Consider the following 25,407-nt stretch of genomic DNA (forward strand, 5'->3'; position numbering starts at 1 on the left):
ACGCATGGCGGAGACTGCCGGGCGGGTGCTGCCGGTCTACCTGGTGGCGGACGAGTCCGTCTCCATGACACCGGTGGTGGGCGAGCTGAACGCCGGACTCCAGTCGCTGCACGACGCCCTGCTGCGCGAGCCCCTCGCGGCGGCCAAGGTCAGATTTTCGATAATCGGCTTCTCCGAGGACGTGATCGTCCACTCGGCCCTGTCCGACCTGCGCAACGAGACGGCGCTGCCGCAGTTGTCGGTACGCGCCGGCACCTCCTACGGTGCCGCGTTCCGTCTGCTGGTCGACCGGATCCCGGCCGATGTACGGGCCCTCAAGCGGGAGGGCTTCGCGGTGCACCGGCCGGCGGTGTTCTTCCTCAGCGACGGGCAGCCCACCGACCCGGGCCAGTGGGAGCCGGTCTACGCCGAGTTGACCGACCGGGAGCGCACCCCGACCGCACCGAACATCATCGCGTGCGGCATCGGTGAGGCGCGGGCCGAGACGATCCTGCACGTGGCGACCCGGCCGGAGTTCGCGTTCGTGGCCACGCCCGGGGTCGAGGTGGGCTTCGCGATCGCCGAGTTCTGCACCGCGCTGACCCGCAGCGTCATCAGGTCGGGGCAGGCCGTCGGGGGTGACACCGCAGAGCTGGTCGTGGAGCGGCCGGACAGCTTCCGGATGGCCGTGGACGTGGTGTGAGCTTCGACTGGACGCCGCCGCTGATCGGGGTGCCGGGGCCGCAGGTGCCGGCCCACGCCCCGCAGACGCAGCCGTACCGGCCGGACACCGTGGCCGACGGCTGGGCGGCGGCCGGTTTCGAGGTACGGGCGGCCTCGGTGCGCGGGCCCGGCCACCGGGCGTCCGGCGTACCCCGGCAGGATGACTTCGCGTTGGCCACGGCGGCCGGTTCGGTGATCGCGGTGGTGGCCGACGGGGTCTCCAACGCCCCGCTGTCCCACCTGGGCGCAACCATGGTGTGCCGGACGGTCGTCGACTACCTGCAACGCGCCGACGACCCCGTCGACTGGCACGACCTGCTGCGCTGCGCGGGCTGGGCGCTCGTCGAGTACGCCGGACGGCAACTGGGCGAGACCGATCCGCAGCGGGCCGAGTCGCTGCTCGCCAGCACCGTGGTCGTCGCCCTGGTCCGGCCGGACGGCCCCGGACGGGCGGTCGCCCACCTGGTCCGGGTCGGCGACTCGGCCGCCTGGCGGCTGCGCGACGGCACCTGGGAGCCACTGTTCACCGACCCGGCCGACCCTGGGGGCGAACTGCTCCCGGACGGCGTCGCCGCCCTGCCCCGGGTGCCCGCCGAGGTCGACCCGGTGACGGTGACGCTCACCGCGGACGACGTGCTGGTACTGGCCACCGACGGCTTCGCCGAGCCGCTCGGGCACGGCACCGGGGACCTCGGGCGGCTGTTCGGCGACGCGCTGACCACGCCTCCCGCGATGACCCGACTCGCCTGGATGCTCGACTTCACCGGCGGGTCGTGGGACGACGACCGCACCGTGCTGGCCGTCTGGCCGGTGCCGCCCGAGCCGTCATGACCGGCCCGCTGCCACCCGAGGTGAGCCTGTCCGCCCTCGGCCCGCGTACCCGCATCGGCACCGGCGGCCAGGGCACCGTCTACGCCCTCACCGAGGACCCCCGGTGGGTCTACAAGGAGTACGCGACCCGGTTCGTCGACGACGTCGACGTCACCACGTTGAACCGGTTCGTCCGGCTCACCGCCGGGGCCGGCCCGGATGCGGAGACGCTGCTCGGTCTCGCCGCCTGGCCCACCGCGATCGTCCGCAAGGAGGGCGTGGTCCGTGGGTTCCTGATGCCACGGGTACCCGACCGGTTCCGGGTCCGCATCCAACTGCCGCGCGGACCGGACACCGTCCTGGCCCAGGTGCAGTACCTCTTGAACAGCGACGACTACCTGCTCGACCGTGGGCTGCACATCGACGACCGGATGCGTCTGGAACTGCTGCGGGACACCGGCGAGGCGTTGACCCTGCTGCACCGGCTCGGCATCTGCGTCGGCGACCTGTCACCGAACAACCTGCTGTTCAGCCTCGACTCCCGGCCCCGGTGCTACTTCATCGACTGCGACGCGATGCGGCTGCACGGCGACTCGGTGCTGGCGCAGGCCGAGACCCCCGAGTGGCACGTGCCGGACGCGGACGCCGAGGAGCTGGCCACGCCCGCCACCGACGCGTACAAGTTCGGGCTGCTCGCGGTGCGCCTGTTCGCCGGTGACCAGCAGACCCGTGACCCGCAGGCGGCCCGGCCGCGACTCGACCGGCACCTGGTCACCCTCGCCGGCCGGAGCCTGGACCCCACCCCGCACCTGCGGCCCGCCCCGCAGCAGTGGTCGGACGCCCTGGAGCGGAGCATCCGCCGCACCCCGCCGACGGCACCGCCACAACGGGCCGCCACCGCCCCGAACGGCCCGGAGCCGACCCGCCCGGACCCGGTCCGCCGCGTCGTCCCCGCGTCCGCGATGGCCGTCGCCCGGCCGGCCGGCCGGGGTTGGGGTCTGGCCGTCGCGGCGCTGGCCGCGGTCGCGGTGCTGGCCGGCCTGCTCAGTGGCAACGACGACTCCCCGGGCAGGCCCTACCCGACCAGGCCGGTTCTCCCGACGGGACTTCTCGGGCAGCCGTCCTATCCCCCGTTGCCGACGGGGATCCCGGGTCTGACCCGGCCCACCGGCGGTGCGGCCGGGGCGACCCGGTATCCCGGCCTGCCCCTGCGGACCGGGCTCGACCTGGAGAAGCTCCTTCCGCTGGCCAGGCCCTGTCTCTTCACCGACGTCAGGGTGGGCAGTGGTCTGAACCGGACGTCCGCCCGGACGAAGTCCTCGGTCGTCGCCGTCCGTGGCTTCCTGTGCGGGATCAACACCGACTCACCACGCCTGGACGACCGGAGCCGGACCCAGCTCGCCCGGGCCGCCACCCTGACGAAGAACGGCCCGTTCCCCGTCGCGACGATCATCGGCATCCGTACCGCGACCGACGGCAACCCTCAGGTCAACGTGGTGTTCGACCCGGACGGTGCCGGCTCGTCGTCCGGCTGCTGGCGCTCCCGGCTGTCGCTCCTCACCGACGACGACGGGTACGGTGTCGGCTCGCTCTCCGCGCCGACCCGGTCGTACTGCCCGTGACCGCTGGCACCCTTGTGCAGCAGGTCGTTGACGGCGGCAGCGGTGGACGGCGGTAGCGGACGCCCCTGCTCGACCGGGAAACCCAGCTCGGCGACCAGGCCACGGTGCCGCAGGTCGACGGTCGCCTCCACGATGTCGGCGAACAGGCCCGCCGCCGACCGGGCCCGCCGCCAGGAGACGACACCGACGGTCACGCCGAGCACCGCCGCCGGCCACCACCACGGGGTCAGCGCGAGACAGAGCACCGCCCAGCCGGCCCAGGCGACGGCCCGGTCGAGCCGGTCACGCGCCTGCATCACGTCGGTGCGCCCCTCGGGGGTGAGCAGCAGCCACAGGCGCGGCCAGATCAGGCCCAGGCGCAGGCCGTACTGCGCGGCCACCCGGTCGTCGGCGAGCCGGATCCGGTCGCCGATCCAGGTGGGTCGGGCCGGCAGGTACACCGCCGGAACCACCCGTGCCCGTGCGGTGAACCGGCGCGCGGCGGCGGCCCGCCGACGGGCGGTCAACGCGGTCGCCAGCCGGCGGGCCGGGCCGGCCCAGGTGCCCAGCCAGACGTGGCGGACGACCCTGCCGGCCGCCTGGGCGCAGCCGGCGGCCACCGCCGCTGCCGCGACGACGAGCGCCCCGACCACCAGGGCCAGGCCGACCCGCTCCCGCAGGTGGTCGACGGTGTCGGCGGCGGCGAGCGCCGCCCCGGGTACGTCGAAGACGGCATCACGCCCCGGTAGCACGGCGAAGGCGGCCACCGCGAGCCACAGCAGGGCCGGGCCGAGCGCCCGGGTCAGCCAGCGGTCGTTGATCCGCCGTCCGACCTCGCCCAGCAGCACCTCGATCATGGCTCGGACCGGTACGTCATCGCCGTGTCGGCGAGCGCGCAGTGCGGCACCCGTCCCCGGTCGTCCCGGTGGGCCCGGCGCGAGCAGCGGTGCAGCGGGCAGCGGTAGTCGCCGTCGAGCACCACCGGCGCGAGGCCCTCCAGCCGGGCGCCCTCGGCGTGGTCCGACGGGCCGACGCCGATGCTGCGCTCGGTCTCGGTCCCGGTCGTCCAGCCGAGCTGCCGGCAGACCTCCACCACCGGCCTGCCGGCGGCCAGTTCGTCGAGGAGTTCGTCGAGCAGGTCGCTCCACGCCCCCGCCTCGGCACGTTCGCGCAGGGTCGGTACGGCGGCGCACAACGAGGCCAGCAGACGGCGTTGCTCCATGTACGACACTCCCGTCGGTTGACGCCCGAGCCGCCGTCGAATCTACTGAGCCGGTGCCAGCGTCCGAGCGGTCCATCGATGCGGTGGACGCGCTCATCGCCGCCTACAACGACAGTGGCGACGAGTCGCGGCTGGTCCGGGCCGAGGGCGTGGCGCGGGACCTGCTCGCGGCGGATCCGTCCCGGGTGGACGCGCTCGCCGCGCTCTCCACCGTGCTGATGCTGCGGGGCCGCACCTCGGACCCGAAGCAGCTCGACGCCGCGGTGGCCGCCGCCGGGAGGGCCACGGCGTTGACCCCACCCGACGATCCGTGGTGGGCGTACGTCAACGCCCAGCTCGCCATGGTCGTCGGCTTCCGGTTCGAACAGCGGCGCGAGGTGTCGGACCTGTCCTTGGCCAAGCGGCACGCGGACGTCGCGGTGGCCGCCGTCGGCGAGGACGACCCGCTGCGGATCGACGTGCTGCTCCGCTGCGCGAACGTGTACCGGCTCGGTTCCGAGAGGTTCGGCCAGGTGGCGGACATCGACACGGCCGTCCGGCTCAGCCGGGAGGTGCACCGGTCGACCGACCCGGACCACGTGCTCACCGCCCACCAACTGCTGGCGCTCTGCCTGGTCACCCGGTTCGCCCGGACCGGCAGCCCGGGTGACCTCGACGAGGCGATCGCGCACTGCCGTCGCGGGCTGGCCACCATTCCCGCACGGCACATCGACCGGGCCGCCCTCAACGGTGTGCTGGCGATCGCGCTGATGCAACGCTGGGTGAACCTGGACGGCGACGACGACGCCGACCTGCGCGAGGCGGTCCAGGTCAGCCGGCAGGTCGTCGCCGACCTGCCGAGCATCGGCACGGTCCGCGCGCAACTGCTCGCCACCCACGGCGCCCTGCTGGTCATGCACGGCCTCAGCAGCAACTCGTCGGCGCACCTGGACGAGGCGATCCGCAGCTCCCGGGAGGCCGCCGACGCGCCGACGGCCGGCACCCAACGGGCCGGCCACCTGGTCAGCCTGGCCCACTCGCTGCTCGTGCGGGCCCGGATGAGCAGCGACCCGGCCGGGGTCAGCGACGCCGTCGACACCGGCATGGCCGCGCTGGCCGGATTCTCCCCCGGCCACCCGGACCGGGCGCGGGCCCTCAACGTGCTCGGCACGGCACTGCGGACGCGCTACCTGATCGGTCGGGACCCGGCCGACCTCGACGCCGCGGTCGGCATGTGGCGGTCGTCGGCGGCCTCCCGGGCAGGTGCCGTCGGGATCCGGATGACCGCGGCCCGCACCTGGGCGCAGACCGCCGCCGAGGCCGGTGACGCCGAGCTGGCCCTGGAGGCGTACGGCACCGCCGTGGGTCTGCTGCCGCTGCTCGCGTGGCGGGGTCTGGACCGTACCGTGCAGGAGAAACGGCTGGCCGCGGTGTCCGGCCTGGCCGGTGACGCGGCTGCCTGGGCCATCGCCGCCGGGCAGCCGCACCGCGCGGTGGAGCTGCTGGAGCAGGGCCGTCAGGTGCTGTGGTCGCAGGCCCTGCAGACCCGCAGCGACCTGTCCGCGCTGGCCACGGTCGCGCCCGCGCTCGCCGAGGAACTCGACCGGACCCGTCGGGAGCTGGACGGAACCGGGGCGTCCCCGGTCGGCGAGCTGCCGGCCCGTCCCGGCTGGGAGCTGGGTCGCGACCTGCTGGCCGGCGCGCTGGATGGACCGCACCACGCGGGGACCGAGGACGCCGGTCACCGTCGCCGGTTGGCGGAACGCTGGGAGCAGCTCGCGGCCGAGGCCCGCCGCCTGCCGGGCTTCGAGAACTTCCTGCACCCGCCGTCGTTCGCCGCCCTCCAGCCGGCCTGCGCGGGCGGGGCGGCGGTGCTGGTCAACACGTCCCGTTGGCGCAGCGACGCGATCATCGTCACCGCCGACGGGGTACGCGCCGTGCCGTTGCCGTGGCTGTCCCACGACACCGCGCAGCGTCGGGCCGTGGCGTTCCTCGACGTGCAGCGGGCGGTGGAGGAGGGCGGCGGGCCGGTCGAGCGGGCCGCGCTGCGCCAGACGCTGGTGTACCTGCAACGGTGGCTCTGGGACACCGTCGGCGAGTCCGTCTGCGCGGCCCTCGACGACATCCTCGGTGGCGGTCCGGACCGGCGGCACCGGGTGTGGTGGTGCCCGACCGGGCCGTTGACGATGCTGCCGCTGCACGCCGCCGGCCGGTTCGGCGCGAGCGCCCCGCTCGCCGCGAGACGCCGGATCTCGGTCGCCGCCCGCTGCGTGTCGTCCTACACCCCGAGCCTGTCAGCGCTGCTGCGCGCCCGCGCCACCCCGACGCCGGACGGGGCGCCGCAGGCGTTCGCGGTGGGGCTCGGCACCCTGCCCGGCCAGGCGCCGCTGCCCGCGGTCAGCGACGAGCTGCGCGCGGTCAGCTCACACGTGCCCGGCCTGCGGGTGCTCTCCGGCCGCAGCGCCACCGTCGAGGGCGTGCTGACCGCGCTCGAACAGCACAGTTGGGCGCATTTCGCCTGCCACGGCGACCAGGACTTCAAGCGGCCCAGCGCCGCCGCCCTCCGCCTGGTCGACGGCAAGCTCAGCGTCCTGGACCTGGCCGGCCGGCTCGCCACCCGCAGCAGGTCGGCCGGCGGTTGCGACCTGGCCTACCTGTCCGCGTGCCGCACCGCGGCCGGTGGTCGGGACCTGCCCGACGAGGGCATCCACCTCACCGCGGCGTTGCAGATGGCCGGCTTCCGGCACGTCATCGGCAGCCAGTGGGCGGTCTCCGACCGGGTGGCGGCCCAGGTCGCCGACGACGTCTACGCCGGGCTGAAGGCGGGGGGCCGCCTGGACGCCGACGGTGCGGCCGTCGCGCTGGACCGGGCCATCGCCCGGGTACGGCGTGCGCACCCGGACCGTCCGGAGGTGTGGGCGGCGCTGATCCACACCGGTCCGTAGCAGTCCCGGGCCGGCCGGTCACCCCGTCCCGCCGGGATGGCCCATGCCGGGGAGCCGGACCGTGACCGTGAGACCTCCGTCGGGGCGGGCGACGAGGTCGAGGGTTCCGGCGTGGGCGCGGACGATGCTGTGCACGATGGCCAGGCCGAGTCCGAAGCCGGCGTGTTCGTCGGTGCGGACCCGTTCGTGCCGCGCTGGAACGGCTCGGTGAAGGTCTGCACCAGCTCGGGCGGGAGCCGGCGACCGGTGTTCTCGATCCGCAGCATGCAGTTGTCGCCGGACGCCCCGGTGTGGACCGTCACGGTGCCGCCGGTGGGCAGGTTGTGGACGACGGCGTTCTGCACGAGGTTCGTCACCATCCGCAGCAGGAGTTCGGCGGAGCCGCTGGTCCGGGCCGCCCCGCCGGTGACCTCCAGGGTGGTCCGACGTCGTTCGGCGAGGTGGAGCAGCGTCTCGGCGGCCTCCTCGGCGAGCAGGGACAGGTCGACGTCGGCACGGGTGAAGGTGCCCCGGTCGCCGTGGCCGAGCAGCAGCAGCGCCTCGGTGAGGTCGATCGCCCGCTGGTTGACGGTGTGCAGCCGGTCGAGGAGTTCGGCCGGCCCGGCGTCGGGGTCCCGGCGGGCGACGTCGAGGAGGGTACGGGAGATCGCCAGCGGGGTACGCAGTTCGTGCGAGGCGTTCGCGGCGAACCGCTGCTGCTCGGCGACGTGGGATTCGAGTCGTTCGAGCATCGAGTCGAACGCGTCGGAGAGTTCCCGGAACTCGTCCCGGCGGCCCTCCAGCCGGACCCGGTGGGACAGCGACCCGGCCGCCGCCACCCGGGTGGCGTGGGTGATGCGGGTCAGCGGCGCGAGCATCCGGCCGGCCAGGACCCAGCCGCCCAGCAGGCCGAAGACCAGCAGGATCGCCAGCACCTGGACCGCTCTCGGGGCGAAGGCGCGCAGCAGGTCGAAGCGGTCCGGCACGAACATGGTGGGAGCGGGCAGCGGGGAGCTGTCGGGTGCCGGCGTGGGTAGCCGGGGGGCGTCGATCACCTCGGGCACGTACCGCAGCAGGAACACCCACACGGTGCCGAGGAGCAGACCGCCGGCCAGCATGACGAACCCGGCGTAGCTGAGGGTCAGTTTGAGCCGGACGCTCAGGCCGGGCGCCCTAGCCACGGCCGTCTCCCGGGTGTCCGGTGTCGATGCGGTAGCCGACGCCGGGCACGGTGGCGATGATCCACGGCTCGCCGAGCCGTTTACGCAGGGTGGAGACGGTGATCCGGACGGCGTTGGTGAACGGGTTGGCGTTGACGTCCCAGGCCCGTTCCAGCAGTTCCTCGGCGCTGACGACCCCGCCCTCGGCGGCGACGAGGACCTCCAGCACGGCGAACTGCTTGCGGGTCAGCGCGACGTGGCGTCCGTCGCGGAAGACCTCCCGGCGGAACGGGTCGACCCGCAGGCCGGCGGTCTCGCGGACCGGGGGCCGGGCGTGCCCGCGCCTGCGGTCGAGCGCCCTGATCCGGAGCACGAGTTCCCGCAGGTCGAACGGTTTGGTCAGGTAGTCGTCGGCGCCGAGTTGGAAGCCGGACGCCTTGTCGTCGATCCGGTCGGCGGCGGTGAGCATGAGGATCGGCATGCCGCTGCCGGAGGCGACGACCTGTCGGGCGACCTCGTCGCCGGAGGGGCCGGGGATGTCGCGGTCGAGGATCGCCAGGTCGTAGTGGTTGAGGGCGAGCAGTTCCAGAGCCGTGTCGCCGTCGGGGGCGATGTCGGCGGCGATCGCCTCCAGCCGCAGGCCGTCCCGGACGGCCTCGGCCAGGAACGGCTCGTCCTCCACGATCAGTACGCGCACGTCGGCAGCCTATGGTCGGCGGGCAGCGGCACCGCCGCGCTCATGCCGGCCCCGGGTCGGCCGCTGCCGGCACGGGGCCGGGCGGCACCCTGCCCGGGGTACGCCACCAGCGGCGTGAGGCGAGCGCGGCCAGCCCGGCACCGACGGTGTTGACCAGTACGTCGTCCACCGACGACACCCGGTCCAGCCACAGGACGAACTGTGCGGTCTCGATCAGGACCGAGCAGCCGGCACCGAGCGCCAGGGCCCGCGGCACCGACGCCAGCGCCGGGAACCGGATCGGGGCGAAGAATCCCAGCGCCGCGAGGACCAGCAGGTTGCCGCCGATCCCGATCGGCCCCATGGTGACCAGGTCCCGTAGCGGCACCAGGCTCACCCGGCCGGGGGCGACGCCCGGCGCGGCCCCCGGCATCAGGGTCATCCACCCGAACGGCACCGTCCCGTAGACCATGCCCACCTCGGCCAGCGACCTGCGCCACGCCGAGGTGACGCCGGCGGCCCGCCGCAGCCGTGCCAGCGCCCACACCAGCAGGGCCGCCACCGGCAGGCCAACCAGGGTCATGAGCACCACCCCGTTGAACGTGTCGTAGCAGCCGTGCCACTGCCCGGCCAGGCACGTCGGGGCGGACATCAGCAGTGGCCGCCGTACGGTGAACGCCGCGCCCGCCAGCCCGAGGACAGCCAGGCCGGCGAGCACGACGGTCCGGGTCGGGGGGTCCCGCCGGGCCACTCAGCCACCGCCGCCGGGCGGGCCGACCGGCGCTCCGGTGACGGCCTCGGCCTCCCGCAGACAGATGTCCAGCATGGGTACGCCGTCGGTGTTGGCGAGGATGACGCCGACCCATCCGGTGTCCGGGTAGATGCTCCAGTTCGCGCCGATGCCGCCGGCCCCGCCGCCCCGGCCGATCACCCACTGGCCGTTGACGATGCTCACCGGCATCGTGTACCCCTCGTACGCGGTGGGCACCGGGCCCGGGAGTTTGGCCCCGGCGAACAGGTCGGCGTACGGCCGGTCGAGCACCGTGCCGTCGCGCAGCGCCTCGGCGAACCGGACCAGGTCCGGTGCGGTGGCGAAGCCGTCGCCCGAGGCGTACCCGATGTAGGCCCGGCCCGGGTTGCGGCCCGGGATGTTCGGGTCGAGGCTGCCCTTGTCGAGGTTGCGGACGGCGTCGACCAGGCTGCCGTCGGCCTGCCGCAGGTACGGGTGCGCGATGTGCCCGTCGGTGAGCCACTGGTCCCTGGTGTAGAACGCCGAGCCGGTCATCCGGCAGCGCCCGAACACGTGCCCGTGCACGTAGTCCCAGAACGTCGTGCCGGACACGGCCTCCACGACCTGCGCGGCCATGGCCAGGCCGACGCCCCCACCGGGAAGGTGGCCGTTGGACCCGGTGCCGGGCACCCCCGTCAGCGTCGCCTGCCGGACCCACTGCTGGTGGTACCCGTGCACCTCCGCCCGGCTGTGGAAGACGCGTTGCCAGTCCGGCATCGGGGCGTCCAGGCCGGAGGTGTTGGTGAGCAGGTGGTGGATGGTCACCTGCTCGGCGATCGGAGCGGCGAGCCCGGTCAGGTGGGTGCCCACCGGGTCGGCCAGCCCTACCCTGCCCTGCTGCACCAACTGGAGGACGGCCACCGACAGGAAGGGCTGGCTGCCCGAGGAGAGGTTGAAGGCGGTGCCCTCGTGGTTGCGGACCTGCCGCTCCCGGTCGGCCATGCCGTAGCTGCGGGACAGCACCGTCCGGCCCCGGTGGGACAGCAGCACCACGCCCGAGAATTTGCCCTCGGCGGCCAACCGGGCCACGTACCGGTCGTAGGCCCCGCCTGGCCGGGTGTCCGGCAGGGCCCGGTCGCGCCCGGACGAGCCGGTGCGGGCCGGCCCGGCGTGGCCGGTGCCGGCAGCCGTCAACGGCGCACCCGCCACCAACCCGGCGGCGGCCATGCCACCCCAGGTGACCAGCCTCCGCCGGTCGACACCCCGTACGGGATCCGCGTTCATGGTCACGCTCCCTGCCTGGTCGGCGGTTCGTGCGTTGACGGTGGTGCGCTCCAACTCATGGCCGTAGTCAAGACGCCGGCACGTTGCACCGGCGTATGCGTTTTCCGGTACGTCCGCGATACGGCGTACCGCCGGCCGACCGGTCTGCGGCCGGTGTGGCGGTGTTGACCGGCCCCTTACTGCTTTACTAGGGTGCTAGTAAAGCAGTAAGGGGCTCCCGTGTTCGTCTTCCGGCTCGACACCCACTCCGGCGTGCCGCCGTACCTGCAACTCGTGCAGCAGGTCCGCCAGGCGGTGCTGCTGGGCTTCCTCCGGCCCGGCGACCGCCTCCCGCTCATCCGCGAGGTGGTCGAGCACCTGGCGATCAACCCGAACACCGTCGCCAAGGCGTACCGGCAGATGGAGCAGGAGAACCTGGTCACCGGCCGGCCCGGCCAGGGCACGTTCGTCAACGAACAGCAGTCGGCGGTGATACCACCGGCGACGTACACCTCGCTGCGTCGCGGCCTGGCGACCTGGCTGCGTCGCGCCTACGCCGCCGGCCTCGACGAGCAGGCGGTCACCGCGCTCTTCACCTCCGTCCACCAGCAGACGAGGAACGAGGACGTGGCGTGACGGACACCGGGATCGCGCTGCGCACCGACGGGGTGGGCAAGCGTTACCGCAAGGGCTGGGCGCTGCGCGACTGCACCCTGACCCTGCCGGCGGGCGGCGTGACCGCCCTGGTCGGGCCGAACGGCGCGGGCAAGACCACGCTGCTGCGCCTGGTCGTCGGGTTGCTGGCACCGAGCACCGGGACGGTGGAGGTCCTCGGCCACGACGTCACCGCCAGCACCCCGCAGACGCTGTCCCGGGTCGGGTTCCTGGCCCAGGACCACCCGCTGTACAAGCGCTTCACCGTCGCCGAGCTGCTCCGCTTCGGCCGGGCCTGCAACCTGCGGTTCGACCAGGGGCTGGCCGAACGTCGGCTGGCGAAGCTGGGCATCCCGCTCGACCGGAAGGCCGGTGCGCTCTCCGGCGGGCAGCAGGCCCAGGTGGCGTTGGCGCTGGCCCTGGCGAAGCGGCCGGACCTGCTCGTCCTCGACGAACCGGTGGCCAGCCTCGACCCGCTGGCCCGGCACGAGTTCCTCCAGGTCCTCATGGGCGCGGTGGCCGAGGGCGGGGTGAGCATCCTGTTCTCCTCCCATGTCGTGCACGAGCTGGAACGTGTCTGCGACCACCTGGTCGTGCTCAACCACGGCCGGGTCACGCTCACCGGCGATATCGACACCCTCCTCGCCGAGCACCGGCTGCTCGTCGGCCCGCGTACGACCGCCGACGTGGACCGGGCCGACACGGTCGTGCAGGCCGTCCACAGCGACCGGCACACCACCCTGCTGGTACGCGACGGCGCGCTCCCCACCGCGCCCGGCTGGCAGGCCCAGCCGGTCGCGTTGGAGGACCTGGTGCTGGCGTACCTGCGCCGGCCGTCCGGGGCGGGCACGACGACCGCCCCGGGGGTGCCGGCATGACCTGGTTGATCTGGCGGCAGCACCGGACCGAAGTCTGCGTGCTGGGTCTGCTCGTCGGCATGTTCGGCATCGCCCTGCTCGTGTTCGGGACGCAGGCGCACGACCTGTTCCCCGACGGTCCCGCCCGGTGCGCGGGGCAGGCCGGCGTCGATGGGGCCTGCACGGCCTCCTTCCGCCGGCTCGACGAGGGGTACGGGGACGTCGAGAACCTGCTCGCGGCCTTCTACCTGGTCCCCGTCGTCATCGGCGCGTTCCTCGGGGCACCGCTGCTCGCCCGCGAACTGGAGGACGGCACCTGGCAGCTCGCCTGGACGCAGGCCGTGCCGCGGATGCGCTGGCTGGCGGCCAAGCTCGTGGCACTGGCCGGCGTCACCGTCGCGCTCACCGGCACGTTCACCGCGGTCCTCACCTGGTTCCGGCAGCCGTTCGACGCGTGGGAAGGGCGGTTCCAGTACGACGCGTTCGACCTGGAGGGGGTCGTTCCGGTCGCGTACGCGCTGTTCGCGTTCGCCGTCGCCACCGCCGCCGGGGCGATCCTGCGGCGCAGCCTGCCCGCGTTCGGCGTCGCGTTCGGGGCGTTCCTCTCCGCCCGGATGTCGGTGGCGCTGGTGGCCCGCCCCGCGTACGCCACCCCGCTCACCGCCATGCAGCCGGTCCCCGTCGGCGGCACCGGGCACCGACCCGGGCCCGGCGTCGCCGACTGGACGATCGAACAGGGCCACGCCGACGCGACCGGGCGCAGGCTCAGCTCGACCGAGTACCACGAGCTTGAGGACGCGGCCGACCGGGCCGGCACCAACCTCAACCAGTTCCTGCACGCCCGGGGCGTCCAGCAGTTCGGGGTCTACCACCCGGCCGACCGGTTCTGGACGTTCCAGCTCATCGAGGCGGCCCTGTTCGTCGCCGTCGCGGCAGCCCTGGTCGCTGTGGTGGTGTGGCGGGTACGACGCCGCATGATCTAGGCGAACGACGCCCCTTCCCGATCCGGTCACAGGAGTGCGGTGGTGACCTCGGCCGCCCGGGCGATGAGGGCGTCGTCGTAGCTGGCGTCCTTCGTGTCGCGGGTGGACAGCACCGCGAGGACGATCGGCGCACGGTCCGGGGGCCAGAGCACCGCGATGTCGTTGCGGGTGCCGTAGCCGCCGGCACCGGTCTTGTCGCCGACGATCCAGCCGTCGGGGACACCGGCGCGGATCAGTTCGTCGCCTGTGGTGTTGCCCCGCAGCCAGGCGGTGAGCACGTCGCGGTCCGCCGGTTCGAGGGCGTCGCCGACGACGTACGCCCGCAGGTCCCGGGCCAGGACCCGGGGGGTGCTGGTGTCGCGGCGGTCACCCGGCTTCGCCTCGTTGAGTGCGGTCTCGGAGCGGGCCGGCTCGGTGATCTCGTCACCGAGCTCGCGCAGTTTCTGCCTGAACCCGGGCGGCCCGCCGAGGCGACGCAGCAGGAGGTTGGCGGCGGTGTTGTCGCTGTGGCGCACGGCCGCGTCAGCGATCGCCCGCAGTGTCATGCCGTTGGCGACGTGCTTTTCCGTGATCGGTGAGTAGGTCACCAGGTCGTCCGCCGAATACCGCACCACCCGGTCCAGTTCGGCGTCGGTGGTCCCGTCGAGGATCTCGGCGGCGGCCAGGGCCTTGAACGTCGAGCAGTACGCGAACCGCTCGTCGGCCCGGTACTCCACCGTGCGGCCGGTGCCCGTGTCGATCGCGTAGATCCCCAGCCGTGCGTCGAACCTCTCCTCGAGCTGCCGGAATGCGTGGTTCCGGTCGGCCGTGGACGGCGGGGCGGTCGTCACCGCGCCGTCGCCTACCGGCTGGCTGGCGGGTCCGGCCGTGCCGCACGCGCTCAGGGACACCGCTGCCACCACGGCGGCGAGACTGCGTGTCGCGGGGATCATGCCTGCTCCAGGTCATTCGCGGGGTCGGGTGACGGCATCGCACGGCGAGGCCACTGTACGGCCGGGCATGCTGGTCCGGTGCGCGGATGGTGATCGGGCACCGCTGGTTAACCTGGGGCCATGCCGGTCGGGGCGCACGACGTCGAAGTCTTCGAGGGTGCCAGGGCGCGGTTGGAGGCGATCGCGTACCGCCTGCTGGGGTCGTCGAGCGACGCCGAGGACGCGGTGCAGGACACGTTCCTACGCTGGCAGTCCGCCGACCGGGGCCTGATCGCGACGCCCGAGGCATGGCTGACCAGGGTGCTCACCAACCTCTGCCTCAACCGGCTCACCTCGGCGCGGGCGCGGCGTGAGACGTACGTGGGTCAGTGGCTGCCCGAACCGGTTTTCGCCGGTGACCAGATGCTCGGCCCGTCCGACACCGTGGAGCAGCGGGAATCGGTGTCGATGGCGGTGCTCACCCTGATGGAGCGGCTCTCCGCCAGGGAACGCGTCGTCTATGTCCTGCGCGAGGCGTTCGGATACTCCCACGCCGAGATCGCCGAGATCCTCGACGTCACCGAGGCCAACTGTCAGCAGATCTTCCGGCGGGCCAGGAACCATGTGGCCGATGACCGGCGTCGGGTGGCGGTCGACGCCGCAGCGGCTCGCCGGATCGCCGAAGAGTTCCTCGCCGCGGCGCTCAGCGGCAGGACGGAATCGCTCGTGCAGATGCTGACCGACGACGCGGTCAGCATGGGCGACGGCGGTGGTGTGATCTTCTCGGTGCCCCGACCGGTCGTCGGTGGCCTGCGGGTGGCGAGGTTCCTCCGCACGCTGTTCACGCCCAGCGAGACCACCTGGGAGACGATCGGTGGTCGCCCCGAGGTGTTCGCCGAGCTCGCCAACGGCGTACCCGGGCTCGTGCTGGTGGTCGACGACCGGGTCGTCGGGATCGTCGCGCTGGATGTGACCACCGACGGCATCGCCGGCATCCACGCCCAGGTGAATCCCGCGAAGCTCCGACGGGCGACCCGTCGCTGGGCCACGTCCGAGCACGGTGCGCCGCTGACCGGCGCCTGGTGACCCGGGTCACGCCCCTCGACTGTCAGGTTTCCCGCCGCCGTCCGGTTCAGGAGGCGACACCGACCGGACAGGAGCGAAACCATGAAGCACCGCATCGTCGTCCTCGGAGCCGGATACGCCGGCGCCAACGCCGCCGCGCGCCTGGACAGGCGGCTACACCCCGCCGACACCGAGATCCTCCTGATCAACGCGGACGCCGAGTTCGTCGAGCGGGTCCGCATGCACCAGCTGGCGACCGGTCAGGACCTCAGGCCACGCCGGCTGGTCGACGTCTTCGCCGGCACCGGCGTGCAGGTACTGATCGCGAAGGTCGACGCCGTCGACGTCGAGCGCAGGACGGTCACCGTCGTCGACGCCGGCGGCCCCCGGCAGATCGCCTACGACCAACTCGTGTACGCCCTCGGCAGCACCGCCACCGACCGCGCGGTTCCCGGCGTCACCGAGCACGCCTGTCACGTCACGGGCAAGCAGTACGCGTTGCAACTGCGTAGCCGCCTGGCTGACCTCACCGCCGGCGCGACCGTCCTGGTCGTCGGTGGTGGCCTCACCGGCATCGAAACCGTCACCGAGATCGCCGAGGCCCGGCCCGACCTCAGGGCGTCGCTCGCCGCACGGGCCGGCCTCGGCGACTGGCTGAGCGACAAGGCCCGCAACCACCTGCGCCGGGCCGTCGACCGGCTCGGCATCACCGTGTACGAGCACGCCGACGTCACCGCCGTCGAGCGGGCCGGCGTCGTCACCGGCGACGGCCGGATGATCCCGGCCGACGTGACCGTCTGGACCGCCGGATTCGGCGTCCACCCCATCGCCGCGGCCACCACCCTGAGCGTCTGCGCGACCGGGCAGATCGTCGTCGACGACACCATGCGGTCGGTCTCCCACCCCGACGTGTACGCCGTGGGTGACGCCGCCTTCGCACCGGGCGTGACCGGCACGCCGCTGCGGATGTCCTGCGCTTCGGGGGTTCCCTCCGCACATCTGGCAGCCGACGTGATCGCCGCGCGGCTGACCGGTGACCGGATCCCTGCGAACAGGATCGGCTACGCCGGGCAGTGCGTCAGCCTCGGCCGCCGGGACGCGCTCGTGCAGTGGGTGACCCCGGACGACCGACCCAAGCCGTCGGCGCTCACCGGCAGGACGGCCGCGCGTTTCAAGGAACTGATCTGCAGGACCGCGGCCTGGAGCATGTCCCACCCGACCGGGATGCTGCCGACCCGCCGTCGCCGCGTGCTCCCCACCGCCGCGTCCCGTACGCGGACGGGCGGCTGAACGGAGCGCCCACCCGTGTCGCCGCGCGATCCGCCCCGCCGGAGTCACCTGACGACCGTGCCGGGCTCCTGACGGTACAGCCAGCGCTACCTCGGTCGGCCCGCCACCTGGATTGCTGGCGGGGATTCCCAAAAATATGGTTTCCAGGCGCGGAAAAAATCAACGAAAAAAATGGGAGTCCGGCGATGGCGGTTAATAGTGCACGACTCGATTTCGTGCCGACGGTGGACAGAGCGACGCCAGTGGCGGCGGTGCGGGTCCAGCAGTTGCGCAAGGTCTATGGCGGGGATCGGCACGCGGTAACCGCGCTCGCCGGTGTCGACGCGACTTTCCAGCGGGGGACATTCACCGCGGTAATGGGGCCGTCCGGCTCGGGCAAGAGCACGTTGCTGCAGACCGCGGCGGGGCTGGACCGCCCGACCAGCGGCCTGGTGTGGGTCGGGGAAACGGAACTGTCGAAGCTGTCGGAGACAAAGCTGACCAAGCTGCGACGGTCGGAGATCGGGTTCGTCTTTCAGGCGTTCAACCTCGTCGGAGCATTGACGGTGCAGGAGAACATCACGCTGCCGTTGCGGTTGTCCGGAAAGCGGGCGGACCCCCTCTGGATTCAGCAGATCGTCGAGCGGGTCGGGCTCACCGAGCGGTTGTCCCACCGCCCTTCGGAACTGTCCGGCGGGCAGCAGCAACGCGTCGCGATCGCCCGGGCACTGGCCACCCGACCGGAGGTCATCTTCTGTGACGAACCGACCGGCGCGCTGGACACCCAGACCGCCGGCGAGGTGCTGGCCCTGCTGCGCTCGGTGGTGGACGAGGCGGGACAGACGGTCATCATGGTGACGCACGACCCGGTGGCGGCGTCCTACGCCGACCGGGTGATGGTGCTGGCCGACGGGCGCATCGTGCAGGACATGCCGCAGCCGGGCGCGGCGCGGATCGCCGAGCACCTCGCGACGCTCGGGCGTCGCCCGCAGCAGACGCAGGAGGGCTGACCCGTGCTGAAACTGGCCGGACAGATGCTGCGTCACCGCAAGGGCAGCGCGGTCGCCACCCTCCTGGCGATGACCGCCGGAGTGCTGATTCTGATGTCGCTGGGCGTCCTCGTGGAGTCCGGCCTGCGCTTCACCGCCGCCCCCCAGCGTTACGCGGCCGCCGACGTCGTCGTCGCCAACCGCGACATCACGCTCACCTCCACCATGCTCGGCGAAACGGAGACGAACACCGTCGTGCTGCCCGAGGGCGGAACCGTCCCGGCCTCGATGGTCGACCGGATCCGGCAACTGCCGGGGGTGGCCACCGTCGTCGCCGACCGGACGGTGCCGGCGATCCTGCCGAACGGCGCCGCCACCGGTCACGGCTGGAGCAGCACCGCCATCACCCCGTACCAGTTGACCAAGGGTGCCCGACCCACCCGCGACACCGAGGTCGCGCTGGACGAACGGCTGGCCGCTTCGGTCGCTCCCGGCGACGAGGTGCCGGTCCTGGTGAACGGCAGCGCGCGGACGTACCGGGTCAGCGGTTTCGTCCGCCACGCGGGTCCCCGGCCCGACCCGCACGCACCACCCGCGGTGTTCTTCACCGACGCGCACGCGGCGGTCATCCACCCACGGCTGGGACAGGTCGACGCGGTGGCCGTCCTGGCCGAACCCGGTGCCGCTGCGGCCGTGGTGGCCGACGTGCGCCGGCTGGCCGCCGAGGCCGGCGTCAAGGCCTACGCCGGCGACGAACGGGGCCTGCTGGAGCAGTCCGCTGACCAGGCGGTCTCCCTCATGCTGGTCCAGCTGGGCAGCGTGTTCGGCGGCTATGTGGCGCTGCTGGTCATGTTCGTGGTGGCGGGCACCATCGGTCTCGCGGTCCGGCACCGCCGCCGTGACCTCGCCCTGCTGCGCGCCGTCGCCGCCACCCCCGGCCAGGTCGCCCGCCTGGTCCTCGCCGAGGTGGGGCTGCTCAGCCTGTTGTCGGTCGTCATCGGTGTGCCCGTCGGTTGGCTCGCCAGCCGCTGGCTGCACCAGGAGCTGGTGGACCGGGCGTTCATCCCGGACACCTTCCCGGTTCGCGGTGGCGGCTGGGCGGCGATCGCCGTGGCGGTGGCGACGGTCACGGTGGCGACCGGTGCCGCGTTGCTCGCGGCGCGCCGGACGGTGCGGATCCGCCCGACGGAGGCGCTCGGTGAGATCGCCGTGGAATCCGGCCGTAACGGTGTCCTTCGCCTGATCTTCGGCTTCGCCGCCCTGGCGGGCGGCTTCATCCTGATCGCCCTCACCGGCGCGGCGAAGGGGACCGCCGCCCTCGGGCCCGCGATGGGTCTGCTGTGCCTGTTCGTCCTCGCGGTCGCTCTGCTCGGGCCGTGGGTCAACCGGGCGGCCGCCCGTCTGCTCGCCCCGGTGCTGCGGCGGGTGTGGGGCGACAGCGGCTACCTCGCCGCGGCGAATCTGCGCGCCAACGCCCAGGGCATGGTCACGGTGCTGACCGCACTGGTGCTGTCCGTCGGCTTCGGTGGCTCGATCTGGTTCCTCCAGGACAACCTGGACAAGCAGATCGTCGCCGAGAACCGTGGTGGGATGCTGGCCCAGCAGACAGTGGTTTCCGCCACCGGACTGCCCGACTCCATGCTGGCGCAGATCCGCGACATCCCCGGTGTGCTCGCGGCGACCGGCGTACGGAACACCTCGATCATCCCGGACGGAGCCGCCGAGGGCGCGGACGCGCAGGCGATCGACCCGGAGGGCGTCGACCTCACCATGGACCTCAAGGTCCGCAGCGGGAGCCTGGCGGACCTGCACGGGTCGGCCATGGCAGCGTCGACGCTGCAGGCCGGGTCGAGGGGCTGGCGGGTGGGCGACCAGGTCACGGTGCGCCTCGGCGACGGCACACCCGCCGACCTGCGCGTCGTGGCGATCTACGACCGGGGCTTCGCGTTCGGCGACGTCACCGTCGTCAAGGACGTCGTCGCCGGGCACACCGCCGTCGCCGGCTACGAGCGGATCCTGGTACGCACCGAGCCCGGCAGGGATGTCTCCGCCGCGCTGGGCGAGGTCATCGGCCAGTACCCCGGCAGCTCGGTGACGACCACGGCCGACGTCAGCGGTCAGCTCGCCGACGACCTTGCGCTGAGCGCCTGGCTCAACAAGCTCCTGATCGGCATCATGGTCGGCTACGCCGCTCTCGCCGCGGCGAACACCATGGTCATGGCCGCGCTCGCCCGGGGCCGCGAGCTGGCCCTGCTGCGCCTGGTCGGTGTCACCGGCAAGCAGGTCAAGCGGATGGTCCACGCGGAACAGACCGGCCTGCTCGGCGTCTCGCTGCTCATCGGCGGAGCCATCGCCGCCGTCACCCTGGTGTCGATCGTGCACACGCTCACCGGCCAGCTGGTGCCCTACGTGCCACCGCTGGGATGGGTTTCCATCATCGGCGGCACGACGCTGCTGGCGCTGTTCACCACGATCCTGCCGGTTGCCCGGCTGCTCCGCGTCCCGCCGGTCGCCGGCATCGGCATCAAGGAGTAGTCAGCCACGGATCGGCCGAACACGTTCGACGGGCGGGCCCGCATCACGGGCCCGCCCGTCGACGTCCGTGTCACGGCACAGCCTGCTGTGTCCCGGCCGCACCGCCGGCTGGCGGCGCACGCCGTGGACGCTCACGACTGGCGCTGGGTGTCCTCGAGGTAGCGCAGCACCGCACTGACCCGGCGGTCCACCCGGTCGGTCGGGGTGAGGTCCAGCTTGGCGAAGATGCTGCGAATGTTCTTGTGCACCGCGCCCTCGGTGACGTACAACCGCTCCGAGATGGCCGTGTTGCCGAGGCCTTCGGCCATCAGTGACAGCACCTCACGCTCACGCGGGGTGAGCCGGTCCAGGGCGGTGTCCGGCCGGCTGCGGGCGAGCAGTTGCCCCACCACCTCCGGGTCGACCGCGGTGCCGCCCCCGGCGACCCGGTGCAGGGCGGTGAGGAACTCCTCCACCCGGCCGACCCGCTCCTTGAGCAGGTAACCGAGCCGTTCGCTGCCGCCGGCGAGCAACTCGGTGGCGAAGGCCTGCTCGACATAGGCCGACAGCACCAGGACCGCCAACCCGGGCTGTCTGCGGCGGGCCTCACCGGCGGCGACGATGCCCTCATCGGTATGGGTGGGCGGCATCCGCACATCGACGATGGCGACGTCCGGTCGGTGCTCGTCGACGGCGGCGAGGAAACCGGACGGATTGTCGGCGGTCGCCACCACGTCGAGCCCTTCCGCGCGCAGCAGCAGGACCAGGCCCTCGCGTAGCAGGGCGTCGTCCTCGGCGATCACGATTCGCACGGCAACTCCACGTCCATCGTCGTCGGCCCACCGGGTGGGCTGATCAGCAAAAACTTCCCGTCGTGGGCCTCGACCCGACGACGGATGCCGGCCAGGCCGGATCCGCCGTGCTCGTCGGCACCGCCGCGGCCGTCGTCGCTGACCGTGAGCCGGAGCCGGCGGTTCACCACGTCCATGGTGACACTCACGGCGACGCCGGCGGCCCCACTGTGCTTGACCGCGTTCGTCAGCGCCTCGGCGACCACGAAATAGGCGGTGGCCTCCACCGACACGGCGCATCGGCCGGGCAGGTGGACGTCCAGACGGCAGGGCAGGGCACACCCGGCGACCAGCCCGTCGAGCGCACCGGCCAGTCCCCGGTCGTCGAGCACCGGCGGCAGGATGCTGCGCACCACGGTACGCAGTTCGCCGAGCGCCTGTTCGGCCGCCAGTTGCGCACGCTCGACCAGTTCCCGGCCGACCGCCGGGTCCCGTGCCAGGGCCCGGCCGGCAGCGCCGAGCAGCACGGTGACCGCAACCAGGCGGTTCTGGGTACCGTCGTGCAGCGACCGCTCGATCCGGCGTAGTTCGGCGGCGTGCGCGTCCAGGGCGGCGGCCCGGGTGGCCGTCAACTGGGCCACCCGGAGGCTGAGGTCGGTGCCGGCAGGCGGCGACAGCAGCAGCAGGCCCGGCCACGCCTGGAGACGGGCCAGCCACCGGCCCGCGCCGAAGAGCACCGCCACCAGGGCCGCGCCGAGCAGCGACACGCCGATCGCGTCGACCAGGCCGTCGATCCGCCACGACACCAGGCCGGGCCCGCCGTCCTCGGGGGGTACCAGGCGGTGCCAGAACGGGAAGGTCAGGCTCTGCAGGGCGGTCAACGGCAGGGTCAGCCCGAGCAGGCCCATCGCCAGACCGAAGGAGGAGTGCACCGGCAACCAGACGAGTTCACGACGTACGGCCGGGTCACGCAGCCCGGCCAGGGCCCGGTCGGGGGCCGGGGCGGGCTGAGGATCTCCGGGCCCCACCGGGACAGCCGCAGCCGTTCGCGGTCGGCGACCGATCGCACGACCCGCAGGGCGCCGGGGATCAGCAGGATGCCGACGCCGAGGATGCTCGACACCAGCACGATGAGCAGGCACAGCAGCGCCCCGATCGCCAGTACGGCAGTGGTGAGGCCACCGACCAGGTCTTCCAGGGCGTCGACGGCGGCGCGTATCCGCTCCCCCGCGTACCGCCGCATGCCCACCTCCCGCGAGCCCCCGTCGCCCGTGACCTTAGGACACCTGCCACCGGCCTGGCAGTACAGCAGGCTGTACTGCCTGTCGTCGCGCTGGCGGGATCGTTTCCGACCCGCGATCCTCCTAGCGTGTGCTGATGGCTGAACACATCTCGTCGAGCGACGGCCGCCACCGGCGGCCGGTCCTGTGGCTGCTGCTCTTCGTGAGCATCACCGCCAACGCGATCGCGTCGTCCGTCGACACCACCACCGGCAGCACCGTCGTCAGCGTCCTCTTCGGCGTCACCGCCCTCGTCTGCGCCGGCTCCCTGGTGGTCGGCCACTACCGCCACCGCGAACAGTGAACCCGTCCGCCGCGGCCGGCGCACCGGTGGCCGCAACGGCGTCAGCGGACAATGCCGCACGGCACAGGTGCCGGAGTGTCCCCCGGGCCGATGCGGCAGGCGGATCCCTGCGGCACGATACCGCCGGGGCGGAAGACAGGGAGGCGATTCCAGCCATGACGAGCGACAGGAACACGGGCCGCCGGGGGTGGATCGCCGCTGCGACAGCCGTCCTCGCGGTGGCCGTCGTGATGGAGGAACTGCTGCGCTCCGGCACGCTGGCCGACGGTCTGCTGGACCACTGGTGGGGTCACGTCGGCAGCACCGTACTGCTGCTCGGCGGTGTGGGTGCCGGGCTGTACTTCCTGCATCGCGCGTACCGCAGCTGATCCACCCTCGAAACAGCTATGCCCTGACCGGGCCTTCAGACCCAGGTCGTCCCGCGCGGCTACGACGAGATCCTCGTCCGTAGCCGCGCCGTGACGCGTGGGGCCGTACCGGCACAGGGAAACGGGCCGGTGCGGTGGAATCCACCGCACCGGCCCGGGAAGGGCAGGTCGATCTCACCTGCCGGCGCACAGCGCCTTGTCGAAGAGGGCCAGCAACTCATCCACCTTGGCGTCGTCGTTCGTTCCGACGAGGGTGACCGCCCGGCCGTCGGTCGTGATCCCCACGCGGCTCTGGAAACCGTCGGCGTCGCCGCCGTGGCCGTACGCGGTCACCCCGCAGCTGAGCTCGAACCTGATCGTGCCCAGCCCGTAGCTCCACCCCTCGGGAAGGCCGGGGGCGACACCGTCCGGCGCATGTTCGCCAGCTCGCGCGGCTTGAGCAACCGGCCATCCTGCAGGGCGACCAGGAACTTGTTCATGTCGGTCGGGGTCGCGATCATCTGCCCTGCGGCGCCGGCGACCGACGGGTCGAAGCGGGTGATATCCAGCAGCTTGCCGTCCTGGGCGAAAAGGTAGCCCTGCGGGTGGGGTGAACGGATGCCCCGCTGCCCCGGGCCGGGGTAGTAGGTTTCCCGCAGTCCGGCCGACGCCAACAGGTCCGGAGACGACTGCCGGCCACGCACGCCTGTGGAAGCCTGCGGGCTTACAGCACCTACTTCGATCACCGGTTCCTGCGGCGCTCACGATCAGCGGCACGGGCACGGGCACGTGCCCGTTCCAGCAGTCGATCTACCTCGTCCGCGGTGGCCGGGCCCGGGTTGACCACGCAGACCCAGCCCTGCACGGCGTAGGCGGGATGGGGCATCAGCTGGTCGGTCTGCGTGAAGTCGATTGTGTCGCTGTGCGCGGCGAACTCCTCCGGTCCGTAGTTGAACAGGTTGCGGAACTCGGCGCGCCCGACCTCGATGTTGAGCCGGTATCGTCCGGGCTCGGACAGCCGGGATCGTTCGTCGAAACCGGGCACGTCGTGCCCGACGATCGTGGCGAACGGCCGCATCCGGTCCTCGCCGGCGAAGAAGAACCGGTCGCCCCAGGTGTAGGACGGCATCTCGGAGCCCGCTTCGATCCGGGTCTCGGTCACTGCGGGACGGCCGGCGATCCGGGCCGCGTCAGCCGCGCCGGGCTCCGAGCCGATGTGCAGGATCGCGTCGCAGGTCTCGACCGTGGTCGCGTCGAGCGGAAAGTACCCGAGCAGGTCCGTCACGCGTGGGCGCAGGTTACCGCCGTCGGGTGGTGCGAAGATGCCGGTCTGCGGGCCGAGGCGTTCCTCATAGGTGCCGGCCTCCGGTTGGCCGAGGCCGACCGGCCCGCTTGCCCCGAGGCTGCCGGCCACGTACAGGTATTTGTCGCCGAGCAGTGACGACACGATCGAGCCGGCGCCGTTCCACTGTGCTGTGAGGTCCTGACCATCCCAGTGGGTGTCCCACCGGCTCGGGTGCCGCTGGAGGTGGGCGTTGTTGGCGGAGACCAGGACCGGTCCACGGTCGCGTTCCAGGGCGAGGATGTCGAGCAGATTCTGCGCCATCAGCGCGTCCCGCGCCGCGAGCAGGCGGCCGATCCGCTGGGACTGGGTGCCCGGCTCGGCCATTGCGCCGTGGTAGGTGAGCAGCCCGATCGCCGTGGTGGCGAGCACCCTGGCGCGGTTCCAGGCCTGGGCGGAGGTGTCGCCGATGAGATGGGGCGCGTCGGCGTACAACCGGGATCGCAGGTCCTCGGCGAGGCCGCGTAGCGCGGCGGCCTGCGGTGAACGGCCCGGTGAACGCGACGCGTCGTACATGATCTCCGGGGCGCTCCAGCGGTCTTCCTCGCCGACCAGGCGGTCCAGGTCGGTCGTCGCTGCGCCGAGGTATTCGCACAGCTCACGCAGCAGCGGGCCAGGGTTCGGCGCACCGGTGATCTCGGTCGGGGCGTCGAAGCCATGGAAGGTGACGCGCTCTGCGGGTGGCAGTTTCCCGTTGTGTTCGCGCAGCCAGTCCACCAGTTCACGGGTGGCCGGGTGAGCACCCCAGCCGTGACTGATGCCGGTGCTCAGGTCCACCTCGTCGCGCCGGCCTTGGACGTAGTCGTCGACGGCGAGGCCAGCGGCCCGGTCCGATTCGATCGCGATCGACCGGAAGCCGTGCCCGACGAGGGTTTCGAGGATCCGGTTACGCAGGCGGGGGAATGCCGGCTCCCCGTGGTAGGGCTCACCGATCGCGAGCAGGTGCGGCCGGCGGGCACGGACAAGGGACAGCAACTCGGCGTCGAAAGCCATGACCTCAACCGTATCGTTGAACCAACCTGTGAAACTTCACT

24 protein-coding genes and 2 pseudogenes are annotated in these 25,407 nt (G+C 72.7%); 13 read left to right on the forward strand and 13 right to left on the reverse strand.

Annotation, left to right across the window (positions count from 1 at the left end; all coding sequences use genetic code 11):
* Window positions 1-4 precede the first annotated feature (4 nt).
* The 3 genes from JQX11_RS13730 to JQX11_RS13740 are packed head-to-tail and all read left to right on the forward strand — an operon-like array spanning window position 5 to window position 3,134.
* Window positions 5-682: a vWA domain-containing protein gene (locus JQX11_RS13730; protein WP_204925369.1), complete on the forward strand. Its 678-nt coding sequence runs from the start codon at window positions 5-7 to the stop codon at window positions 680-682.
* Window positions 679-1,533: a protein phosphatase 2C domain-containing protein gene (locus tag JQX11_RS13735; protein ID WP_204925370.1), complete on the forward strand. Its 855-nt coding sequence runs from the start codon at window positions 679-681 to the stop codon at window positions 1,531-1,533. The genes JQX11_RS13730 and JQX11_RS13735 overlap by 4 nt, the downstream gene beginning before the upstream one ends.
* Window positions 1,530-3,134, forward strand: coding sequence for a serine/threonine-protein kinase (locus JQX11_RS13740; RefSeq protein ID WP_204925371.1), 1,605 nt, complete (start codon window positions 1,530-1,532; stop codon window positions 3,132-3,134). Before JQX11_RS13735 ends, JQX11_RS13740 begins: the two co-directional genes overlap by 4 nt.
* An 832-nt stretch (window positions 3,135-3,966) precedes the next feature.
* Here the strand turns inward: JQX11_RS13740 and JQX11_RS13745 are convergent.
* The gene (locus tag JQX11_RS13745; RefSeq protein ID WP_204925372.1) at window positions 3,967-4,335 is read right to left on the reverse strand and encodes a hypothetical protein; all 369 of its coding nucleotides are present in this window, start codon (window positions 4,333-4,335) and stop codon (window positions 3,967-3,969) included.
* 53 nt (window positions 4,336-4,388) lie between these two features.
* On the opposite strand from JQX11_RS13745, the gene JQX11_RS33415 reads away from it, so the two are divergent.
* On the forward strand, window positions 4,389-7,259 hold the full coding sequence (locus tag JQX11_RS33415) for a CHAT domain-containing protein (protein WP_204925373.1): 2,871 nt from the start codon (window positions 4,389-4,391) through the stop codon (window positions 7,257-7,259).
* A gap of 18 nt (window positions 7,260-7,277) precedes the next feature.
* Here JQX11_RS33415 and JQX11_RS33595 read toward each other — a convergent pair whose 3' ends face one another.
* From JQX11_RS33595 to JQX11_RS13770, 5 genes and pseudogenes are all read right to left on the reverse strand, one after another.
* Complete coding sequence (locus JQX11_RS33595) at window positions 7,278-7,394, reverse strand: hypothetical protein (RefSeq protein ID WP_372444593.1); 117 nt, start codon at window positions 7,392-7,394, stop codon at window positions 7,278-7,280.
* 113 nt (window positions 7,395-7,507) lie between these two features.
* Window positions 7,508-8,356, reverse strand: a pseudogene (locus tag JQX11_RS33065) (sensor histidine kinase); the annotation flags it as partial.
* Between the two features lie 55 nt (window positions 8,357-8,411).
* Window positions 8,412-9,095 (reverse strand): response regulator transcription factor, encoded by a 684-nt coding sequence (locus tag JQX11_RS13760; protein ID WP_204925374.1) that lies wholly within the window; start codon window positions 9,093-9,095, stop codon window positions 8,412-8,414.
* Between the two features lie 40 nt (window positions 9,096-9,135).
* Complete coding sequence (locus JQX11_RS13765) at window positions 9,136-9,825, reverse strand: VanZ family protein (protein ID WP_307826177.1); 690 nt, start codon at window positions 9,823-9,825, stop codon at window positions 9,136-9,138.
* On the reverse strand, window positions 9,826-11,088 hold the full coding sequence (locus JQX11_RS13770) for a serine hydrolase domain-containing protein (RefSeq protein WP_204925375.1): 1,263 nt from the start codon (window positions 11,086-11,088) through the stop codon (window positions 9,826-9,828).
* Window positions 11,089-11,307: 219 nt separating this feature from the next.
* Here JQX11_RS13770 and JQX11_RS13775 point away from each other — a divergent pair, with 219 nt between their 5' ends.
* The 3 genes from JQX11_RS13775 to JQX11_RS13785 are packed head-to-tail and all read left to right on the forward strand — an operon-like array spanning window position 11,308 to window position 13,561.
* The gene (locus JQX11_RS13775; RefSeq protein ID WP_204925376.1) at window positions 11,308-11,703 is read left to right on the forward strand and encodes a GntR family transcriptional regulator; all 396 of its coding nucleotides are present in this window, start codon (window positions 11,308-11,310) and stop codon (window positions 11,701-11,703) included.
* Window positions 11,700-12,599, forward strand: coding sequence for an ABC transporter ATP-binding protein (locus tag JQX11_RS13780; protein WP_204925377.1), 900 nt, complete (start codon window positions 11,700-11,702; stop codon window positions 12,597-12,599). Before JQX11_RS13775 ends, JQX11_RS13780 begins: the two co-directional genes overlap by 4 nt.
* A complete protein-coding gene (locus tag JQX11_RS13785; RefSeq protein ID WP_204925378.1) occupies window positions 12,596-13,561 on the forward strand; it encodes an ABC-2 membrane transporter-related protein in 966 nt (321 codons plus the stop codon). The genes JQX11_RS13780 and JQX11_RS13785 overlap by 4 nt, the downstream gene beginning before the upstream one ends.
* A gap of 26 nt (window positions 13,562-13,587) precedes the next feature.
* On the opposite strand, the gene bla is transcribed toward JQX11_RS13785, so the two are convergent.
* On the reverse strand, window positions 13,588-14,493 hold the full coding sequence (gene bla, locus JQX11_RS13790; protein ID WP_204925379.1) for a class A beta-lactamase: 906 nt from the start codon (window positions 14,491-14,493) through the stop codon (window positions 13,588-13,590).
* A gap of 120 nt (window positions 14,494-14,613) precedes the next feature.
* Here bla and sigJ point away from each other — a divergent pair, with 120 nt between their 5' ends.
* The 4 genes from sigJ to JQX11_RS13810 all read left to right on the forward strand — a co-directional run bounded on the left by sigJ (window position 14,614) and on the right by JQX11_RS13810 (window position 20,330).
* Entirely contained in the window at window positions 14,614-15,558 is a 945-nt protein-coding gene (sigJ, locus tag JQX11_RS13795; protein ID WP_204925380.1) for an RNA polymerase sigma factor SigJ, read from the forward strand.
* Window positions 15,559-15,639: 81 nt separating this feature from the next.
* Window positions 15,640-16,827, forward strand: a complete 1,188-nt coding sequence (locus JQX11_RS13800; RefSeq protein ID WP_204925381.1) for an NAD(P)/FAD-dependent oxidoreductase — start codon at window positions 15,640-15,642, stop codon at window positions 16,825-16,827.
* A 185-nt stretch (window positions 16,828-17,012) separates the two neighbouring features.
* Window positions 17,013-17,816 carry an ABC transporter ATP-binding protein gene (locus tag JQX11_RS13805; RefSeq protein WP_204925382.1) on the forward strand — a complete coding sequence of 268 codons (804 nt, stop codon included), beginning with the start codon at window positions 17,013-17,015 and terminating at the stop codon, window positions 17,814-17,816.
* Window positions 17,817-17,819: 3 nt separating this feature from the next.
* On the forward strand, window positions 17,820-20,330 hold the full coding sequence (locus JQX11_RS13810; RefSeq protein WP_204925383.1) for an ABC transporter permease: 2,511 nt from the start codon (window positions 17,820-17,822) through the stop codon (window positions 20,328-20,330).
* A gap of 131 nt (window positions 20,331-20,461) precedes the next feature.
* Here the strand turns inward: JQX11_RS13810 and JQX11_RS13815 are convergent, their stop codons facing one another.
* The 3 genes and pseudogenes from JQX11_RS13815 to JQX11_RS32435 form a co-directional block, all read right to left on the reverse strand.
* On the reverse strand, window positions 20,462-21,121 hold the full coding sequence (locus JQX11_RS13815) for a response regulator (protein ID WP_204925384.1): 660 nt from the start codon (window positions 21,119-21,121) through the stop codon (window positions 20,462-20,464).
* Complete coding sequence (locus JQX11_RS32425) at window positions 21,109-21,843, reverse strand: sensor histidine kinase (RefSeq protein ID WP_307826196.1); 735 nt, start codon at window positions 21,841-21,843, stop codon at window positions 21,109-21,111. Before JQX11_RS32425 ends, JQX11_RS13815 begins: the two co-directional genes overlap by 13 nt.
* Window positions 21,835-22,343, reverse strand: a pseudogene (locus JQX11_RS32435) (sensor domain-containing protein); the annotation flags it as partial. The gene JQX11_RS32425 and the pseudogene JQX11_RS32435, both read right to left, overlap by 9 nt.
* A 134-nt stretch (window positions 22,344-22,477) precedes the next feature.
* Between JQX11_RS32435 and JQX11_RS13825 the strand changes: the two are divergent.
* Both JQX11_RS13825 and JQX11_RS13830 read left to right on the forward strand, forming a co-directional pair.
* Window positions 22,478-22,684: a hypothetical protein gene (locus JQX11_RS13825; RefSeq protein WP_204925385.1), complete on the forward strand. Its 207-nt coding sequence runs from the start codon at window positions 22,478-22,480 to the stop codon at window positions 22,682-22,684.
* A gap of 155 nt (window positions 22,685-22,839) precedes the next feature.
* Entirely contained in the window at window positions 22,840-23,052 is a 213-nt protein-coding gene (locus tag JQX11_RS13830; protein ID WP_204925386.1) for a hypothetical protein, read from the forward strand.
* 174 nt (window positions 23,053-23,226) lie between these two features.
* Here the strand turns inward: JQX11_RS13830 and JQX11_RS13835 are convergent, their stop codons facing one another.
* From JQX11_RS13835 to JQX11_RS13845, 3 genes are read right to left on the reverse strand one after another with little or no spacing between them, the layout of a single operon-like run.
* The gene (locus JQX11_RS13835) at window positions 23,227-23,385 is read right to left on the reverse strand and encodes a hypothetical protein (RefSeq protein WP_204925387.1); all 159 of its coding nucleotides are present in this window, start codon (window positions 23,383-23,385) and stop codon (window positions 23,227-23,229) included.
* Window positions 23,382-23,735: a serine hydrolase gene (locus JQX11_RS13840; RefSeq protein WP_204925388.1), complete on the reverse strand. Its 354-nt coding sequence runs from the start codon at window positions 23,733-23,735 to the stop codon at window positions 23,382-23,384. Before JQX11_RS13840 ends, JQX11_RS13835 begins: the two co-directional genes overlap by 4 nt.
* A 38-nt stretch (window positions 23,736-23,773) precedes the next feature.
* Window positions 23,774-25,366, reverse strand: a complete 1,593-nt coding sequence (locus JQX11_RS13845; protein WP_204925389.1) for a DUF6194 family protein — start codon at window positions 25,364-25,366, stop codon at window positions 23,774-23,776.
* Window positions 25,367-25,407 lie beyond the last annotated feature (41 nt).

The organism is Micromonospora humida, assembly GCF_016901255.1.
Classification (GTDB): Bacteria; Actinomycetota; Actinomycetes; order Mycobacteriales; family Micromonosporaceae; genus Micromonospora; species Micromonospora wenchangensis.

Excerpts from the sequence above, each read along its gene's own strand:
- JQX11_RS13770 (WP_204925375.1), bottom strand. The coding sequence starts at position 11,088 with ATGAACGCGGATCCCGTACGGGGTGTCGACCGGCGGAGGCTGGTCACC.
- sigJ (WP_204925380.1), top strand. The coding sequence starts at position 14,614 with ATGCCGGTCGGGGCGCACGACGTCGAAGTCTTCGAGGGTGCCAGGGCG.
- JQX11_RS13845 (WP_204925389.1), bottom strand. The coding sequence starts at position 25,366 with ATGGCTTTCGACGCCGAGTTGCTGTCCCTTGTCCGTGCCCGCCGGCCG.
- JQX11_RS13830 (WP_204925386.1), top strand. The coding sequence starts at position 22,840 with ATGACGAGCGACAGGAACACGGGCCGCCGGGGGTGGATCGCCGCTGCG.
- JQX11_RS13800 (WP_204925381.1), top strand. The coding sequence starts at position 15,640 with ATGAAGCACCGCATCGTCGTCCTCGGAGCCGGATACGCCGGCGCCAAC.
- JQX11_RS13745 (WP_204925372.1), bottom strand. The coding sequence starts at position 4,335 with ATGGAGCAACGCCGTCTGCTGGCCTCGTTGTGCGCCGCCGTACCGACC.
- JQX11_RS13785 (WP_204925378.1), top strand. The coding sequence starts at position 12,596 with ATGACCTGGTTGATCTGGCGGCAGCACCGGACCGAAGTCTGCGTGCTG.
- JQX11_RS13740 (WP_204925371.1), top strand. The coding sequence starts at position 1,530 with ATGACCGGCCCGCTGCCACCCGAGGTGAGCCTGTCCGCCCTCGGCCCG.
- JQX11_RS13805 (WP_204925382.1), top strand. The coding sequence starts at position 17,013 with ATGGCGGTTAATAGTGCACGACTCGATTTCGTGCCGACGGTGGACAGA.
- bla (WP_204925379.1), bottom strand. The coding sequence starts at position 14,493 with ATGATCCCCGCGACACGCAGTCTCGCCGCCGTGGTGGCAGCGGTGTCC.
- JQX11_RS13825 (WP_204925385.1), top strand. The coding sequence starts at position 22,478 with ATGGCTGAACACATCTCGTCGAGCGACGGCCGCCACCGGCGGCCGGTC.
- JQX11_RS13730 (WP_204925369.1), top strand. The coding sequence starts at position 5 with ATGGCGGAGACTGCCGGGCGGGTGCTGCCGGTCTACCTGGTGGCGGAC.